Source organism: Cohnella sp. GCM10020058 (assembly GCF_042683485.1).
In the GTDB taxonomy this organism is placed as follows: domain Bacteria; phylum Bacillota; class Bacilli; order Paenibacillales; family Paenibacillaceae; genus Cohnella.
The window spans coordinates 693,254-707,701 of sequence record NZ_JBHUJV010000017.1 but is presented as its reverse complement, the minus strand read 5'-3'; the positions used below and the strand labels follow the sequence as shown (position 1 = coordinate 707,701).

9 protein-coding genes, 1 pseudogene and 1 riboswitch are annotated in these 14,448 nt (G+C 53.4%); of the genes and pseudogenes, 3 read left to right on the top strand and 7 right to left on the bottom strand.

Annotated elements, in window-relative coordinates; genetic code table 11:
• The first annotated feature begins 99 nt into the window (after window positions 1-99).
• Window positions 100-1,083, top strand: coding sequence for an aldo/keto reductase (locus ACFSR7_RS30480; protein ID WP_378168123.1), 984 nt, complete (start codon window positions 100-102; stop codon window positions 1,081-1,083).
• A 107-nt stretch (window positions 1,084-1,190) separates the two neighbouring features.
• On the opposite strand, the gene ACFSR7_RS30475 is transcribed toward ACFSR7_RS30480, so the two are convergent.
• The 7 genes and pseudogenes from ACFSR7_RS30475 to ACFSR7_RS30445 all read right to left on the bottom strand — a co-directional run bounded on the left by ACFSR7_RS30475 (window position 1,191) and on the right by ACFSR7_RS30445 (window position 11,672).
• A complete protein-coding gene (locus ACFSR7_RS30475) occupies window positions 1,191-1,832 on the bottom strand; it encodes a hypothetical protein (protein WP_378168122.1) in 642 nt (213 codons plus the stop codon).
• A 74-nt stretch (window positions 1,833-1,906) separates the two neighbouring features.
• Window positions 1,907-2,245, bottom strand: a pseudogene (locus tag ACFSR7_RS30470) (shikimate kinase); the annotation flags it as partial.
• 191 nt (window positions 2,246-2,436) lie between these two features.
• A complete protein-coding gene (locus tag ACFSR7_RS30465) occupies window positions 2,437-6,600 on the bottom strand; it encodes an S-layer homology domain-containing protein (RefSeq protein WP_378168121.1) in 4,164 nt (1,387 codons plus the stop codon).
• Window positions 6,601-6,755: 155 nt separating this feature from the next.
• Window positions 6,756-6,956, bottom strand: a riboswitch (cobalamin riboswitch).
• Window positions 6,957-7,090: 134 nt separating this feature from the next.
• Window positions 7,091-8,485: a family 4 glycosyl hydrolase gene (locus tag ACFSR7_RS30460; RefSeq protein WP_378168120.1), complete on the bottom strand. Its 1,395-nt coding sequence runs from the start codon at window positions 8,483-8,485 to the stop codon at window positions 7,091-7,093.
• A 14-nt stretch (window positions 8,486-8,499) separates the two neighbouring features.
• Complete coding sequence (locus ACFSR7_RS30455) at window positions 8,500-9,348, bottom strand: carbohydrate ABC transporter permease (RefSeq protein ID WP_378168119.1); 849 nt, start codon at window positions 9,346-9,348, stop codon at window positions 8,500-8,502.
• Window positions 9,345-10,244: a carbohydrate ABC transporter permease gene (locus ACFSR7_RS30450; RefSeq protein WP_378168118.1), complete on the bottom strand. Its 900-nt coding sequence runs from the start codon at window positions 10,242-10,244 to the stop codon at window positions 9,345-9,347. Before ACFSR7_RS30450 ends, ACFSR7_RS30455 begins: the two co-directional genes overlap by 4 nt.
• Before the next feature lie 93 nt (window positions 10,245-10,337).
• Window positions 10,338-11,672 carry an ABC transporter substrate-binding protein gene (locus tag ACFSR7_RS30445; RefSeq protein WP_378168117.1) on the bottom strand — a complete coding sequence of 445 codons (1,335 nt, stop codon included), beginning with the start codon at window positions 11,670-11,672 and terminating at the stop codon, window positions 10,338-10,340.
• 247 nt (window positions 11,673-11,919) lie between these two features.
• Here ACFSR7_RS30445 and ACFSR7_RS30440 point away from each other — a divergent pair, with 247 nt between their 5' ends.
• Window positions 11,920-12,675 (top strand): response regulator transcription factor, encoded by a 756-nt coding sequence (locus tag ACFSR7_RS30440; RefSeq protein ID WP_378168116.1) that lies wholly within the window; start codon window positions 11,920-11,922, stop codon window positions 12,673-12,675.
• Window positions 12,672-14,420: a cache domain-containing sensor histidine kinase gene (locus tag ACFSR7_RS30435; protein ID WP_378168115.1), complete on the top strand. Its 1,749-nt coding sequence runs from the start codon at window positions 12,672-12,674 to the stop codon at window positions 14,418-14,420. Before ACFSR7_RS30440 ends, ACFSR7_RS30435 begins: the two co-directional genes overlap by 4 nt.
• Window positions 14,421-14,448: the final 28 nt, after the last annotated feature.

Below are 14,448 nucleotides of genomic sequence, written 5' to 3'. Positions count from 1 at the left end.
CAAGCGATTATATAGGCATTCGTTTTAAGAGCGGCTATAATCTAGTTAATCTATTAGTAACCCCCTGCCAACTGGCGGATATAGGAGGCTCGCAAAAGGATGAGCATGCGCAAACGCAAAATTCCCGGTATAAATCAAGCGTGTTCGGTCATCGTCATGGGCGGCGTCGATCTCGGGACTCGCCTGGACGAGCATCAGTCGATGCGGCTATTGGATCTATATGCGGACGCAGGCGGCAACATGGTCGATACGGCTGAAGTGTACGGCAACTGGGTTCCGGGAAAGACAAACGCGAGCGAGCTCGTTATCGGGAAATGGATGAAGTCGCGCGGCAATCGGGATCGTATGATCGTGACGACGAAGGGCGGGCATCCGAACCTGGGATCGATGAATATCTCCAGGCTTCATGAAGCCGACATCAGAGCCGATGCCGAAGGCAGTCTGCGCCGGCTGCAGACGGACGTGATCGACCTCTACTGGCTGCACCGGGACGACCGGACCATTCCGGTCTCCGAGCTGCTCGGTCCTCTCGGTAGGTTGGTCGAAGACGGAATCATACGAAGCTTCGGCTGCTCCAATTGGGAGACCGATCGGATTATTGAGGCGAATCGGCTGGCGACTCAGCAAGGTTTGCCGTTATTGTCCGCCAACCAGGCTTGGTGGAGTCTCGCAAGCTTGGATCAGTCTCGGATCGAGGACCCGACTGTCGTCGTATTGGATGAAGCCATGTACCGTTATCATGCGGCAACCGGTATGCCTCTTTTCGCCTACTCTTCACAGGCCAAGGGATTGTTCTCTAAAATGGAGGCCGCTACAGCAGCAGGCAAGGCTTTTGAAGCTCCTCCCTTGTATGCCGTAGCCTCAAATACCAATCGATTTGAGCAATCGCTCCGCATAGCCTCGGAACGAGGCGTGACGATCTCTCAGGTTGCGCTATCTTATATCGCTTCCCGCCCGTTTCCCGCATTTGCAGTCGTGGGCGCTTCCAACGAATCGCAGTTGGCGGACAGTATGGGCGCCGGCGCATTGATTCTTGATGAAGAAGAGTTAATAAAGCTTGATGGCGGACAGTACGTCGAATAAAGAAAAAGCCTCGTCCCTTCAGCAGGGGCGAGGTTCTTGCATTGTTCGCTGCACGAATACGACGCCTACGCAAAAAGCCTGCCGGTCGGCAGGCTTCCTAAGTCGTATTAACGGCTTTTGTCCAACAATTCTAATTCTTTTAAAACTTCATTTACATCGCGTTCTGGATTTAACGCTTTGATCATTTCGACCGTAATAGGAGCCCCATTATATATTTGCCCTACGATATCTAACGATAACGACAATTCAAAGTAGCCTTCGGCGAATTCGACAAAATCCTCAGGCGTTTGGAATATACAACCGACGAGAAAATCAGAGCCATCGTTCTCTCCATCCGCGAATTCTACATCTCCCTTGCGCCAGGTCGAGTCGCTGCTTTCTCGCCAAATGCAAAACGTCACATCGTCTTTTTCCATGGCTTCGTCTTCGAGCAATCGCAGCAATACTTTGGGAACGTCGTCATAGATTCCTTGTACAACATGATGTTCATCCTGCGCATAGGGGCTGAATTCAGATTCATGATCGAAACCCTTCAATATACATCCGTCCCGGGAAAACAATATGAACAATCGATCGCCGGCGCCATTCTCAATTTTCGCCATACTGACGTTCTCGTCCCATTCTTCAACGAGGCTGTGATATCGAAGCCATTCCTCTTGACAGAGAATGATATTGAGAGCCGCTTGAATTCTCATTAGATTTTTTAGATTGGCTGGTTCTGGTATTTGGTCTAAGACGGTTGATTTCATGAATAGTCATCCTTTCTTAAAAGCCACGTAAACCATTTTGCAATCGTTAGTACTAAATCGGAACACTGTCGCCGCTACAATAAAAATCTCTCCTTGATCATTTCGGCAACTTCATGAGCCATGAGTGACGTGTTGTTTATTTTTAAATCGTTTTCCTTTTTAATTTCCCCTTCAAACGAGTTTAATCGATGTTGTTGCATTGTCTTTCTCAGATCTCGTTCGGAACGTACAAGATCCCTCTTCGTCGGTTTGTGCTCAAGCCTATGCGGGGTATTGTTACGCGCTACTCTTTCCTCCAGATCAGCTTCAAGCTCGACAAAATACACTTCCGCTCCTTTTTCCTCAAATACGTTAACGATTTTATCGACATAGTCCCAGTCGCTCTGCAGATCGAATCCCCACACGTAAGTGAAGCTTCTCAATAATCTGGTCATGAGCTTATTAGATAATGCCAAAGCTTCTTAACGCGTTGATGCGGGAGCGGTTCCTTCCAAATTTATACGCCCTACGTTTCATGAAGTTGTACAAAAATAGGCTCCCAGCTCATTAAAAAAGAGCAGCTTGCCTGCAAGGCAAACTGCTCCAGCGTGAGATGTAAAATGTCTCATGCGTTCTTATAACCGTATTTAGCATCACCGGTTGTCCCGTTATGCTTGTAATAATAGGCCCGCATCACGACAACAGTCGCCATCTCGCGCGTGACGGAGCCCTTTGGATCGAATAGGCCGTTCTGACCTTGCATCAAGGAACTCGACGCTACCGTCTGCACATCCGATTTTGCCCAGTCCGAGACGTTCTCCAGATCGCGCAGCAGAGTGGCCGGCGTTGCCGGTTTAAGATTCAAAGCTCTGACGATAACAGAAGCCAACTGCTCGCGCGTAATCGCATCGTTCGGTTGGAAATAGCCGTTATAGCCGTTCACCAGTCCGGCATGCGAAGCCTTATTGACATAAGTGTAATACCACTTGGACTCGTGCACATCCTTGAAGCCTCCTCCATTGTCGGTCGTAGCGGTCAACTCCTGAATGGAGACGAGCAGCTTCGCGAATTCGGCCCGCGTCAGATTGGCTTTCGGATTCAGCTTGCCGTTGCTCCCTTGGACAAATCCTCGTCCTACTGCGTCCGTCATTGAATCGTAAGCCCAGCTCGAGATCGCGTTTGCGTCCGAGAACAGCTTATTCATGTCAACGTTCCCGCCGTTTTTGGCGCCTTCGACCGTGTATGAGACAAAGGTGGTGAAGTGATTCGTTTTTACAATCAGGTTATCGCCCTTCACGAACGCATAGGTTATTTTTTCGGCTCCCTTTGTCGCTGCGACGCCTTGCGAGTCGTCGCCATACACCGGAATAGGCACCCATTTTCCGTCTTCAACGAAGCCGACTTTCCGGTCTTTTGCGTTTTGGAACGTAAGCGTTACAGGTGCGGAAAACAGGAAAGATTGATCCTTCGCCCCGAGAACGAAGGCGCTATCGATCTTCTTCAGTCGTTCGGTAGCGGCAAGACCGCCTTGAACAAGCGCTTGAAGCCCGCTTTCCGTCGGATCAAGCTTCGTGAAAAGCTCGATGGCGCTTCCGCCCTTCACCAATGCTTCATGTTCAGGAATTTCGAGCGAGAGCTCGCCGCGTCTGACCGTAATCCTGGGCATATCTTTCAATACAGCGTTGAGATCGAGAATGACCTTTGGCTGAATGTCCGGTATGTTGACCTGGATTCCGTTAGGATAGGATTTTCCGGCTTCTATTGCGAAAACAAAATCTTTCGCAGCATTCTCGGGGACATTGACCACCGTTGGAGCTCCCGCTCCGCCTCCTGAACCGCTCGAATCGCCGTTGTATGGATGCCCCAGATCGGCGCCCAGATCGGTCGTATAGCGCCACTGTACGCTATCGCCGTCCTTTAACTTATAAAGACTGGCACCGTAATCCGGGTACATCCCGTTGACGTTATACATCCAGCCGCTGAGATTTCCGTGATCGAACTCGCCGTCGCCGGCGATCGATTGAACGTACACGCTGTTGTATTTCGGCGTGTATTCATATTTGTAGGCAATCTGCTTGCTATCCAGCACGCGTGACAGTATGGTCCATACGGTATCGCCATCCTGAAGCTCAACGCGCTCCGGGGCGATCACATAGCCTTTGCCTATCGTATTTTTATCGATCGACAACGTTACATGTCCAGTTGTATTCCCGCTGCCTCCGCCGCTCGAAGGATCCGAGGATTTCTCGGCATAAGCGACAAACTGGGTAAAATGGTTGGTCTTGACGATCAGATCTTCTCCGCTGTCGTACGCGTACTCGTCTTTGCCCGTTTCCATGCCGGCCGCGTCATCGGCGACCTTTTGAATCGTGTGGGCTTGATCGTTTTCAACGTATGCGGCGCTCTTTCCCTTCAAGCCTGTGAAGGTCAGCGTGATAAACCTGTCGAACGTCACCCGAACCGTTCCGCCCATCGCGAACGCCTTCGCAATAGAATCCAGTTTCATGCCGCTTGCCGCGATGCCGCCGATTTTCTCGTTTAGCGTCGGGTCGGCTGCCTCGATCGCCGTAAGCAGCTCAACCTTAGACGGATCGCCGCTCTTGATCTGTGTGCCTTGCGGAATAAAAGCGGACACGTTGCCCTTCGTGACGGATAACGCTGGAAGATTGCTGTCCGTCGCCGTATTCAGGCTAACCTTCGATCCGGAATCCGCCGGAATCGTAACCGTTACTTGCTTGTTCTGGTCGTAAGGATAGAGCGTAAGGCTGTAATCGTTCGTGTCCAGCGGGATATCGACGACCGGCGTCAAACCGTCCGGCAGCGGCAAATCGATTACTTTGGGCGCTGCCGGATCGACGGCATCCGTCATATCGTACAGCCGGTTCTCGCTCTTCGTATATCGATCGTATGCGATGAGCGCATAAGTGCCCTGGTCGGTCGCCATGCTGTCTACTTTGCCAGTCAGTACGTGCTTGAAGCCGCCATCGGGAGCGCCAAATGACAATAACGCCTCCAGAACGGACATGCCTTGCTTGACGAATCGCGCATCCGTCGCCGAATCGATGCCCAGAGCGGATAGCGCCGTAACGACCTGCGCGATGCTCTCGCTGCTGGTGCTTCCGAAGTTCGTAAAGCTGCCCAGGTTGTTCTGTTTAGCAGACAGCCAGACGATCGCCCGATCGACCGCCGCCCGTACCGAATCGTCGGACGCGTAATACGGTGCGAGCGACTGCATCGCCATCGCGGTCAGATCGACGTCGGCCGTAACCGTGCTGAAGCCCCAGCCGCCGGCCTGTTCGGTGCCTTTTTTCACTTCATTGTTCAGCATATATTGAATGAGGTTTTCTCTGGTCGCTTGTTTTTTGCCTTGCGCGGCGGTCGGGAACGCATAGCCGCGCGTATCCATTGCGATCAGCGCCCAGATCGGACCGTTGATGCCTTGCTTAAGGAGATAATCGTAATCGGACAAAGCCTGCGTCGCGTCAAAGCCCCCGACGTCATGCGGGTCCTTGGCGATTGAAGCCAATCCTAGAATAAGACGCGAGTGTTCTGTGCTTTTGCTCTTATCGAGTACGCCGTCGTTCTGAGCGGCTAACGAACTAATTTTCGCCGTGACATTGTCGTAATACTTCGCATAATAGCTTGCAGGTATATCGTAATGCCCGCGCGCGAGCGACAGTACCGACCATTCGCCTCCGAGCGTTCCGAAGGTCGGTTCTTTTACCGTATTCGCAATCCAGGCGAGGTTTTTGCCGAGCTGATCTCCGACGATGCCCGATAGATCATAGTAAACCGTAAACGTCCGAAGCGCCGAGTTACCTGCGTTATCCTTAGCCGTAACGACGATCGTATTGGCGCCTACGATCAGGTTGGCCGTATATTGACTACCCTTGGTCGTAAGTGCGGTGCCGTTCAAGGTCACTGTCGGGACGATGCCGGGCGTACCCGCGTCAGTTGCGGTTACTTGAAAGCTCAGTTGTTTCGTATGTAGATAAGCCTGGTCTTCGATGCCGGCGATCGTGAGCTCCGGCTTGACGACGTCCCATCCGAGTCCGTCCGCCAGTTCCGTTAACGCCCGGTCGACGCTTTCTTGCGTGCTCTCGATATTTTCAAGCACTGCGTACGCATGCGAATACGAGACGGCTATCGTCGGATCGGAAAGCAGCGTATCTCTGGCTGGATCTCCATTGACCTTGCCGATCAGTGCCGTCAATTCATCCTTATCGGCTGAATCTATATAGCCACTGCCGCCTGAATGGTCCAGATCCGCACCGTAGCCCCACACCGTGAACTGCGTGCGGACGACGTCGCCGTCATGCGGGAGGTAAGCCGACAATCCGACCGGCGGGAATTCCCCGTTGACTTCGTACATCCAGCCTGACATCGGCGTATAGTCAAATTCGCCGAGCCATTCGGAATCCTGCCGCCCGCCGAGCGTCTCATTGCCTAACGCGATTTGTTCGAGTATGTAGTCCGGCACATGCGCTTCTTGCACCGAGTCTCGTACATCGGATAAATAGAAAGCGCCGTCGACAGTCCCTGTATGCTTGATATTTTCTTCGCCCAAAACCCGGGCGATGACGGCCGCGCCGTTCTCTCCGGCGTAAAAGGGCACACGGGTAGGCTCCAGCTTGTAGCCTTGACCCAGCGTGAACTTCTCGACACTCAACGTGATATAACCTTCGAGCGCTCCCGCCGCCTCAGCGGCGCCAGTCGTTCCTGCGCCTGCCGCAAACATCGAAAACGCGACGCTTAGCGTGAGCAGCCAGGCCGTTATTTTTCTCATCATGGTGAATGATCCCTGCTTCCCATTCATTATGCTTGCTGATTCGCGATGTGAACGCAATAAAAGAACCTCTTAACGGAATCGTCAAGAGGTTCTAGACCGAGAACGCCAAATAACCAGGCAGCCTCAACTAAAACACCCCCTATCGCTCGTAGAGTTGTCGGTGTGTCATTCAGGCAGGTCTTCTGGCTCGAGAATCATCGTCTCATGCCGCCTTCCCGGAACATCCAGTGGCGTATGGCATAAAGCTCATCTCTTACAGCGGCGGGACCGCGCGGGAATTGCACCCGCTTCCCTTTTAACCCGTCCATAACGCTAGAAAGCAAATCATGACGGGCACCTGAAATGAAAGTATTCAATTAGACTTGATCATCATAGCGGAATATCATGCCTTTGTCATGGATGGTTTATGGCAATTTAATGAATACCGCAAAAGAGCCCGAAGACCAAAAGTCTCCGGGCTGAAACTATGGGATGCAAAGCCTGTCCGCACTTACAGACGCCAGCCAGGCAGCATCGACTTCGTGTTTTGCAGCATGCGGTCGAACAATTGCTCCGCACGATCGCGCGGTATCGTCACCAACGGATCGTTCAAAAATGCCTCCAGTGCCAGGCTTTTATCCTGCTTTAGCGCGGCCTGCAGCGTCGTCTCCTGGTTCGTGACATGGCGCAGCACCATCTCATGAACGGCGTCCGGCAGTCTGCCGGCTACGACCGGGCGAACGGAGTCGAAGGCGAACACGGCATTCGTTTCCACGACCGCGCCGGCCGGCAGGTCCGTCGATTGTCCGCGATTCGTCAGGTTTACGTTCGTGATCAACTCACCCATGCCGAGCAGCGATTTGATCATGTCGATGCCCTCTTCCCCCGTCGGCTTCAGCGTAAAGCTTTCTTCTCCGGCAGCCAACCGGTCGCCGTCGGCATGCAGCTTCTGCTGATTGAGGATGCGCCAGTCGACCTTCGTCAAGCTGAACTTCCAATCCCGAACCGCCTCCGGATCCCGGAGATACTGATCTCCCGGCATAAACTCGGCCAAGTGCCGGTCGCCGGCGGCAGCAATAACGCCGTACCGGCGGAACAGGTCGAACTTCACCCGCTGCGCCGACGCAAAGTGATCGTTCAGCCAGTGACCCTTGCGGCTGCCCTCGAACCCTTCCTCGTAAAATTCGTCTACAAACTCCTTATACAGGGGAAACAGATCGATTCCCTCATAAGACGCCTGGTCCAGCCAGGTAAAGTGGTTGATCCCGAGCACGTTTACCTTGATCTCCCTGCGGTCCACCTTGGCAATCCCGAGCTTGCGCTCGACCATTTGGGCCAGCAGATGCTGCGTTCCGAACACTTCGTGGCAGCAGCCGATCGCTTTGATCCCCGGGAACACTTCATACAGCGTCCGCGTGCACAGCGTCATCGGATTGGTGTAGTTGATTACCCACGCTTCCGGCGCATGCGCCTTGATCGCACCGGCAATCTCGACATACTGCGGTATCGTCCGCAGCGCGCGCAGAAGGCCGCCCGGACCTACCGTGTCGCCGACGGACTGGTAGATGCCGTATTCTTCAGGCAGATGAACATCGGATGCCATCAACTCGAAGGAGCCGGGAAGGATGGAGATGATGACGAAGTCCGCGCCTTTGAGCGCTTCCGGCAGTGTTCGGGCAGCTTCGTACCGCCACTTGCCGGGCGCATCGTCCCGTTCTGCCAGCCTGTTGCCGATGACCGCATTTTGCGCTGCTGCATCGTATTGCAGGTCGTACAGCCTGACGACGCCCGACAGATTCGGCTCCATCGCGAGGTCGCTCATCAACCCCCAGGCCCATCCGCGCGAACCGCCGCCGATATAGGCGATTTGTACGTCTCTATGCTTCTCTCCGCTTGCTTGTTGCATAGCCGCCACGCTCCTTATCCTTTCAAACCTGTGGTAGAAATTCCTTCTACAAAGTATTTCTGCGCAAAGAAGAACAGCAAAATACAAGGCAGAACGCCAGTCACCGACATCGCCAGCACCTGATTCCACGATACGACGGATGACGCGTCAAGCGACATGCGCAGGCCGAGGGACACGGTGAAGTTTTTTACGCTGCTGATATAAATGATCGAGTTAAAAAAGTCGTTCCAGGTCCAGATGAACTGGAAGATGCCGACCGAAAAAATCGCTGGCTTGCTCAGCGGCAGAAGGACGCGAATAAGCACCATAAAGGAATTGCAGCCGTCGATGATCGCCGCTTCGTCCAGATCTCGCGGCAGCCCGCGGAAAAACTGAATAAGCATGTAGATAAAGAACGCGGACGTCGCGAACCCGGCAGGTACGATAAAAGGCAAATAGGAATCCAGCCATCCGAGATTGCGGAACAAAATATACCGCGGGATAATAATCGTCGATTCCGGCAGCATGAGCGTCGCCATCATGAGCGAGAACAGCAGCGTCTGCAGCGGGAAACGAAAGCGTGCGAAGCCATAGGCGACCAATACGCTTGAGGCGATCGTCAGGACGACGGTCGGTACGACAAGTTTAAGCGTGTTTAAGAAGAAATCGGAGAAGCCGTATTGACCGTTCCCCTTCCAGCCCAGCTGGTAGGAATTCCAGACATAAGTATGCGCAAAGAGCTTGCTGGAGCCGAATATATCCTCGTTCGTTTTAAAGGAAGAAACGAACAGCCAGATCAGGGGGTAAATCATGATGAACCCGAGGACGATGAGCAGTACGTAAAAACCCGCTCGTCCCAGCGCGCCGCGTCTTGCCAACGTCATTTGGCCTTCCCCCCGTCCTCGTAGTACACCCATCGGTTCGATGTCCGGAAGATAACGGCGGTAACGATCATAATGATGATGAACAAGATCCAGGAAAGCGCCGAGGCGTAACCCATTTTAAAGAACGAGAACGCTTCTTGATAGAGTTTGAGCGCGTAGAGAAAGGTTGATTTCATCGGTCCGCCGCTCGTAATGACAAACGCACCGGTAAACTCCTGGAAGGCATTGACCATCTGCATGACCAGGTTGAACAGCACGATCGGCGTTAGCATCGGTACCGTAATCCGGAAAAACATGCGCGTACGCGAGGCGCCGTCGATCGACCCGGCTTCGTACAGCTCGCTCGGGATTTGCTGCAGACCGGCAAGGAACAGCACCATAGATGAACCGAACTGCCAGACGGACAGCAGGCCGAGCGTATAGAGCGCGATGTCGGGATTGCCGAGCCAGTCGACCGGACCGAGGCCGATGGCGCCGATCGCGTTGTTCACGACCCCGTCCTTCATGAACAGAAAGCGCCAGAGCACCGAGATGGCCACGCTGCCGCCGAGAATGGAAGGCAGATAATAAACCGTGCGAAAAAAGTTGATCGCCTTCAGCTTCGCGCTCAAGATCAGGGCAATGAACAGCGCGAACGCCAGCTTGACCGGCACAGCAAGCAAGACATATATCGAGGTGACTTTTAATGACTGGCGAAAGTCCGAATCTTCCGTCAATATTTTGCGGTAGTTGTCCAGACCGACCCAATGCGGCGGATTGATCATATTGTAATCCGTCAGCGAATAATAGAATGACGCGATAAACGGATACAGTTGAAAAGCAAGCAGTCCAACGATCCAAGGAAGCACGTAGACGAGGCCGATCCATTGATAGTTCTTTTTGCTCCTCCAGGACACCGAGTCGCCATCTCCTTTCTAACCTGTTGACCTGCAATCGAGCGGCGGAAGCAGGCAGAGCCGGGATAAGCCTCCTAGATCCGCCGCCTTGCGTCAACCTCTGCCCTTCAGCTCATCCAGCTTTTTTTGCAGCGTCTGAATTAACGTGTCAGCCGCTTTATCCGGTGTCAGCTTGCCGTATGCGGCCTGCTCGATCACGTCTTGCAGGACGGCCGACACTTCCGAGTTGGTCGCCACGACGCCGTCGACGATTCCGGCGTTTGCAAGGCCGTCCGCGACCGCTTTGGTTACGGCGGGGTCGATCTTGCCGGCTGCGAGCGCCGCTTCCTGCGCGGTCTTGGACGCCGGCGAGGAGCGAACGTCGCCCAGCAGAACCGCCGCATCGGGATCGTTCAAGAACCAATTCAGGAATTTGACGGCTTCATCGGCGTTTTTGCTCTTGGCATTCACTGCGACGAGCTGAGACGGACGTACCAGCTCTGCCGTGTCCTTGCCGTCCTTCGTAACTGGCGGCAAGGCGGTCGTGACGACGGTTCCTTCAGGCAGCACCGACTTTAAAGTGAGCATCGTGCTGCTCATCGCCGGGATCATCGGGATGTCGCCGTTGATCCACTTCGTGTTCTGCTCGGTTTTGCCGAAGAATAAATCGGCTTCGCCTAGCGGCTGGTAGACGCCTGCTTCCGTTGCCCGCTTAATCCAGTCGAAGCCCGCAACCGCGTCTTCCTTGGCGAATCCTAGCGTGTAGTCGTTATTCACCCACTGATTGCCCGTGCGCTGCTTGAGAATGTTGGTAAAATCCTGCATGACCATGCCATGGTCCGCCACGAGCAAATATTTGGTTTTGTCGCTCTCGTGCAATTTCTTGCCTGCCTCGTAGAGCGAGTCCCAATCCCATTTGATGTCGGTCGGCACGCCGAGCTTGTCCGCGGCGGTCTTGTTAATGACAAGACCGTAGGCGTTTACGCCTGTCGGCAGCCCGACCACCTTGCCGTCGTAGGTACCGAAGTTTTTGAGAAAATCCGCATCGAAGCTGTCCAGCGACATGTTCGGCTGATTGTTCAGATCGAGGAAAAAGCCGCTCTTGCTAAGCTCGGTCATCCACGGTACATCGAGTTGGATGATATCGGCCGCGGTGGCGCTGGCCAGCTGCGTCTTCACTTTCTGCTCATACCCGTCGAAGCCTTGATACTCGGCCTCGATCGTGACGTTCGGCGCCACTTTTTTGTAAGCTTCGATGGCTGCCAGCGTCGCTTTATGACGGTCGTCGCCGCCCCACCAGCTGAACCTGAGGGTGACGTCTTTGGCTTCGCCTCCGCTTTGTCCGGCAGCCGCGCCGTTTGCGTCGTCATTGCTTTTCCCGCAGCCTGCCAGCAGGCCAGTTGCTAATATAGCCGTCATCGTAGCAGGAATCCATTTTTTCCGGCTCATTCAAATCTCTCCCCTTCACTTGATTGGAAACGCTTCACTCATTATAAAAACGTTTTCTCGTGTTGATAACGCATCCAATCTTCGATTGTGGGTGTCATCTTTCAAGTGTTTTTATGGTGAGGGTATCCTTATATCGGTTAACGTATCCTCATTATACAAGTTGATGCCAGAACACCGTAAAGGCGTTTACATGTCTGCTTTGGTGCTATAATAGCAAGGAAAAATGACTTCACAGAGGTGTGGGCCGGTGTATAAGCTGCTATTGGTAGACGACGAGGCGGAAGCCCGCGAAGCGCTGTCGCTTTACTTTCCCTGGCATGAGCTTGGCTTTGAAGTCGCTGGACAAGCCGGCAACGGGCGGGAAGCGCTCGACATGATCGCTTTGCAAGGGAACATCGACATCGTTTTAACGGACATCCGCATGCCCGTCATGAACGGCATCGAGCTGGCCGAAGCGATACACGAACGCAAGCTGGATATCGAGGTGCTGTTCCTCAGCAGCTACCGGGAGTTCGAATACGCGCAAAAAGCGCTCAAATATCGCGTAAAAAATTACATCGTGAAGCCGGCCAAATACCAGATGCTGATGGACGTATTCAGCGAACTCAAGGCGGAAATGAGCGTCTCTCGGCGCGCCGAAGAGACCGCCGGCCTGGCTGTCCAGACTCGGATCGGCGAGGAAGGTCTTATTATGAGCAAGATTAAGGCTTTTCTGCAGGAACATTATCGAACGGCTACGCTCGAAGAGGCAGCTAAGCTCGTCCATATGAACGCCAACTATTTGAGCTATCTGTTCAAGCAGAAGATTGGCGTAAACTTCACCGATTATCTGATCCGCGTCAAGATGGAGGTTGCGCTGAGGCTGCTGGCGGACGTTCGTTATAAAACTTACGAAATCAGCGAGATGGTCGGGTACAGCAACGCGAAGAACTTCACGAGAACGTTTAAAAGCTACTACGGCAAAACGCCGAGCGAATATCGAAACGGATTTGAGCAAAGATGAAAAAGCGCTATTTCATCAAACATCTGGCGACCTTCGTCATCCCCCTGCTCATTCCGCTTCTCATTCTCGGCTCTGTGTCCTTCTTCACGTCCCAGCACGAGATGAAGGCCGATATCAACCGCAGCAGCCAGTTTCTGCTGACGCAATCGCAGCGGCAGATCGAAATGATCCTCGACGAACTGGATACGCTTAATCTCGCGCTCTATCAAAATGCCAAAGTATTTAACGAACTGGCCAATGTTCTCCGCAGCCCCAGCTATTCCTACGAAAGCTCGTCTGCCTATCAAATCATTAGCGGCTATATGACAGCGCTCACAAGTTCGAAGCCCTATATTCAATCCGTCTACTTCTACATCGATAACCCCAACGGCCGCTTTCTGTCCTCGGTCGACGGGCTGTCGACGTTCGCGCATGCGACGGATACCGCCTGGTTTGACGAATTCATGGCCTATGACGGACCGCCGCACGAGTGGACGACGAGGAGATTGACGAAGCAGCTGGGCATGGCGGACACCGTGACCATTTCCAACGTGATCTCGGCCCGTCATATCGGTATTTTCCTGAATATCCGGCCGCAGTATATCGAGAGCATTTTGCGCAGTATCACCACTTACGACGGACAGAAGCTGCTCGTGCTGGACGAGAACGATGAGATCGTCTTTTCCAATGTCCCGTCCGCTTCGCTCAGCAAGTCGGAGCTCCGGCGAGTAGCTCGGGAAACGTCGCCGTTTTTTGATATGGAGACGGCCGGCGGGAAGGAGAACGTCACGCAAGTGGAATCTGCCCGCTATAAATGGAAATATGTATCCATCATTCCCCACTCATCCTTGTACCGCACGCCGTCTCGCATTTTATCGTTTACGATCGTTTCGGCCAGCCTTTCTTTTGTGCTCGGCTTGCTCTTGACTTATTATCTGACGCGCCGCAACTATCGGCAGCTGCTTGCGATCACGACGCTCATCCGATCGGCCGAGAACAACCGGGCACCCTTGAAGTCGCCGGTCGACGTGCGTGACGAATATGCGTTTATTACGCAAAATATCGTAAAGCATTTTATCGAGCATCGCTTTGTCGAAACGCAGCTGTCGGAAAAGAAGTATCGCCTGCAGGCGATGGAACTGCAAGCGCTGCAGGCGCAGATCAATCCCCATTTCCTCTACAACACGCTGCATTCGATTTATTGGGAGTCGGTCGGACTGACCGGCAAGCCGAACAAGGCAAGCGAGATGATCGAGCAGCTGTCCGACATTTTGTCTTACTCTTTCAGCAATCCGAACGAGCGGGTGACGTGGGAAGCGGAGATCGCCAATACGATCAATTATGTGAGCATCCAGAAGCAAAGGTACAAAAATCTGTTCGATGTCATTTTTGAATACGAAGAAGACATTCGCGGATTGACCACGATGAAGCTGCTGCTTCAGCCGTTGATCGAGAACAGTATTTACCATGGACTTCGAGAAAAGCCCGGCGGGGGATTGATCAAAGTGAAAATATGGCGTCGTGCAGATGCGCTTCGAATTACGGTTATCGACAACGGCATTGGCATGGCGCATGCACGCTTGTCTGAGATCCGACGGCGCCTGCGCCAACCGGACGATGCGGCAGCCCATATCGGCTTGCGCAACACGCACAAACGGCTGGCGCTGATGTACAATGAGATGAATCTGTTTCGCATCCTCAGCAAGCCCGGCTTGGGAACGGTGGTGTCCATCGTCATTCCGGCGGCTCCGCCGGTTCGCAGATGAACTTTGCCTGAAACTAACGCTATCGAGT

What these genes read in the sequence shown, in the direction of transcription:
- ACFSR7_RS30435 (WP_378168115.1), top strand. Translation starts at nt 12,672, where the DNA reads ATGAAAAAGCGCTATTTCATCAAACATCTGGCGACCTTCGTCATCCCC.
- ACFSR7_RS30455 (WP_378168119.1), bottom strand. Translation starts at nt 9,348, where the DNA reads ATGACGTTGGCAAGACGCGGCGCGCTGGGACGAGCGGGTTTTTACGTA.
- ACFSR7_RS30480 (WP_378168123.1), top strand. Translation starts at nt 100, where the DNA reads ATGAGCATGCGCAAACGCAAAATTCCCGGTATAAATCAAGCGTGTTCG.
- ACFSR7_RS30465 (WP_378168121.1), bottom strand. Translation starts at nt 6,600, where the DNA reads ATGATGAGAAAAATAACGGCCTGGCTGCTCACGCTAAGCGTCGCGTTT.
- ACFSR7_RS30475 (WP_378168122.1), bottom strand. Translation starts at nt 1,832, where the DNA reads ATGAAATCAACCGTCTTAGACCAAATACCAGAACCAGCCAATCTAAAA.
- ACFSR7_RS30445 (WP_378168117.1), bottom strand. Translation starts at nt 11,672, where the DNA reads ATGAGCCGGAAAAAATGGATTCCTGCTACGATGACGGCTATATTAGCA.
- ACFSR7_RS30460 (WP_378168120.1), bottom strand. Translation starts at nt 8,485, where the DNA reads ATGCAACAAGCAAGCGGAGAGAAGCATAGAGACGTACAAATCGCCTAT.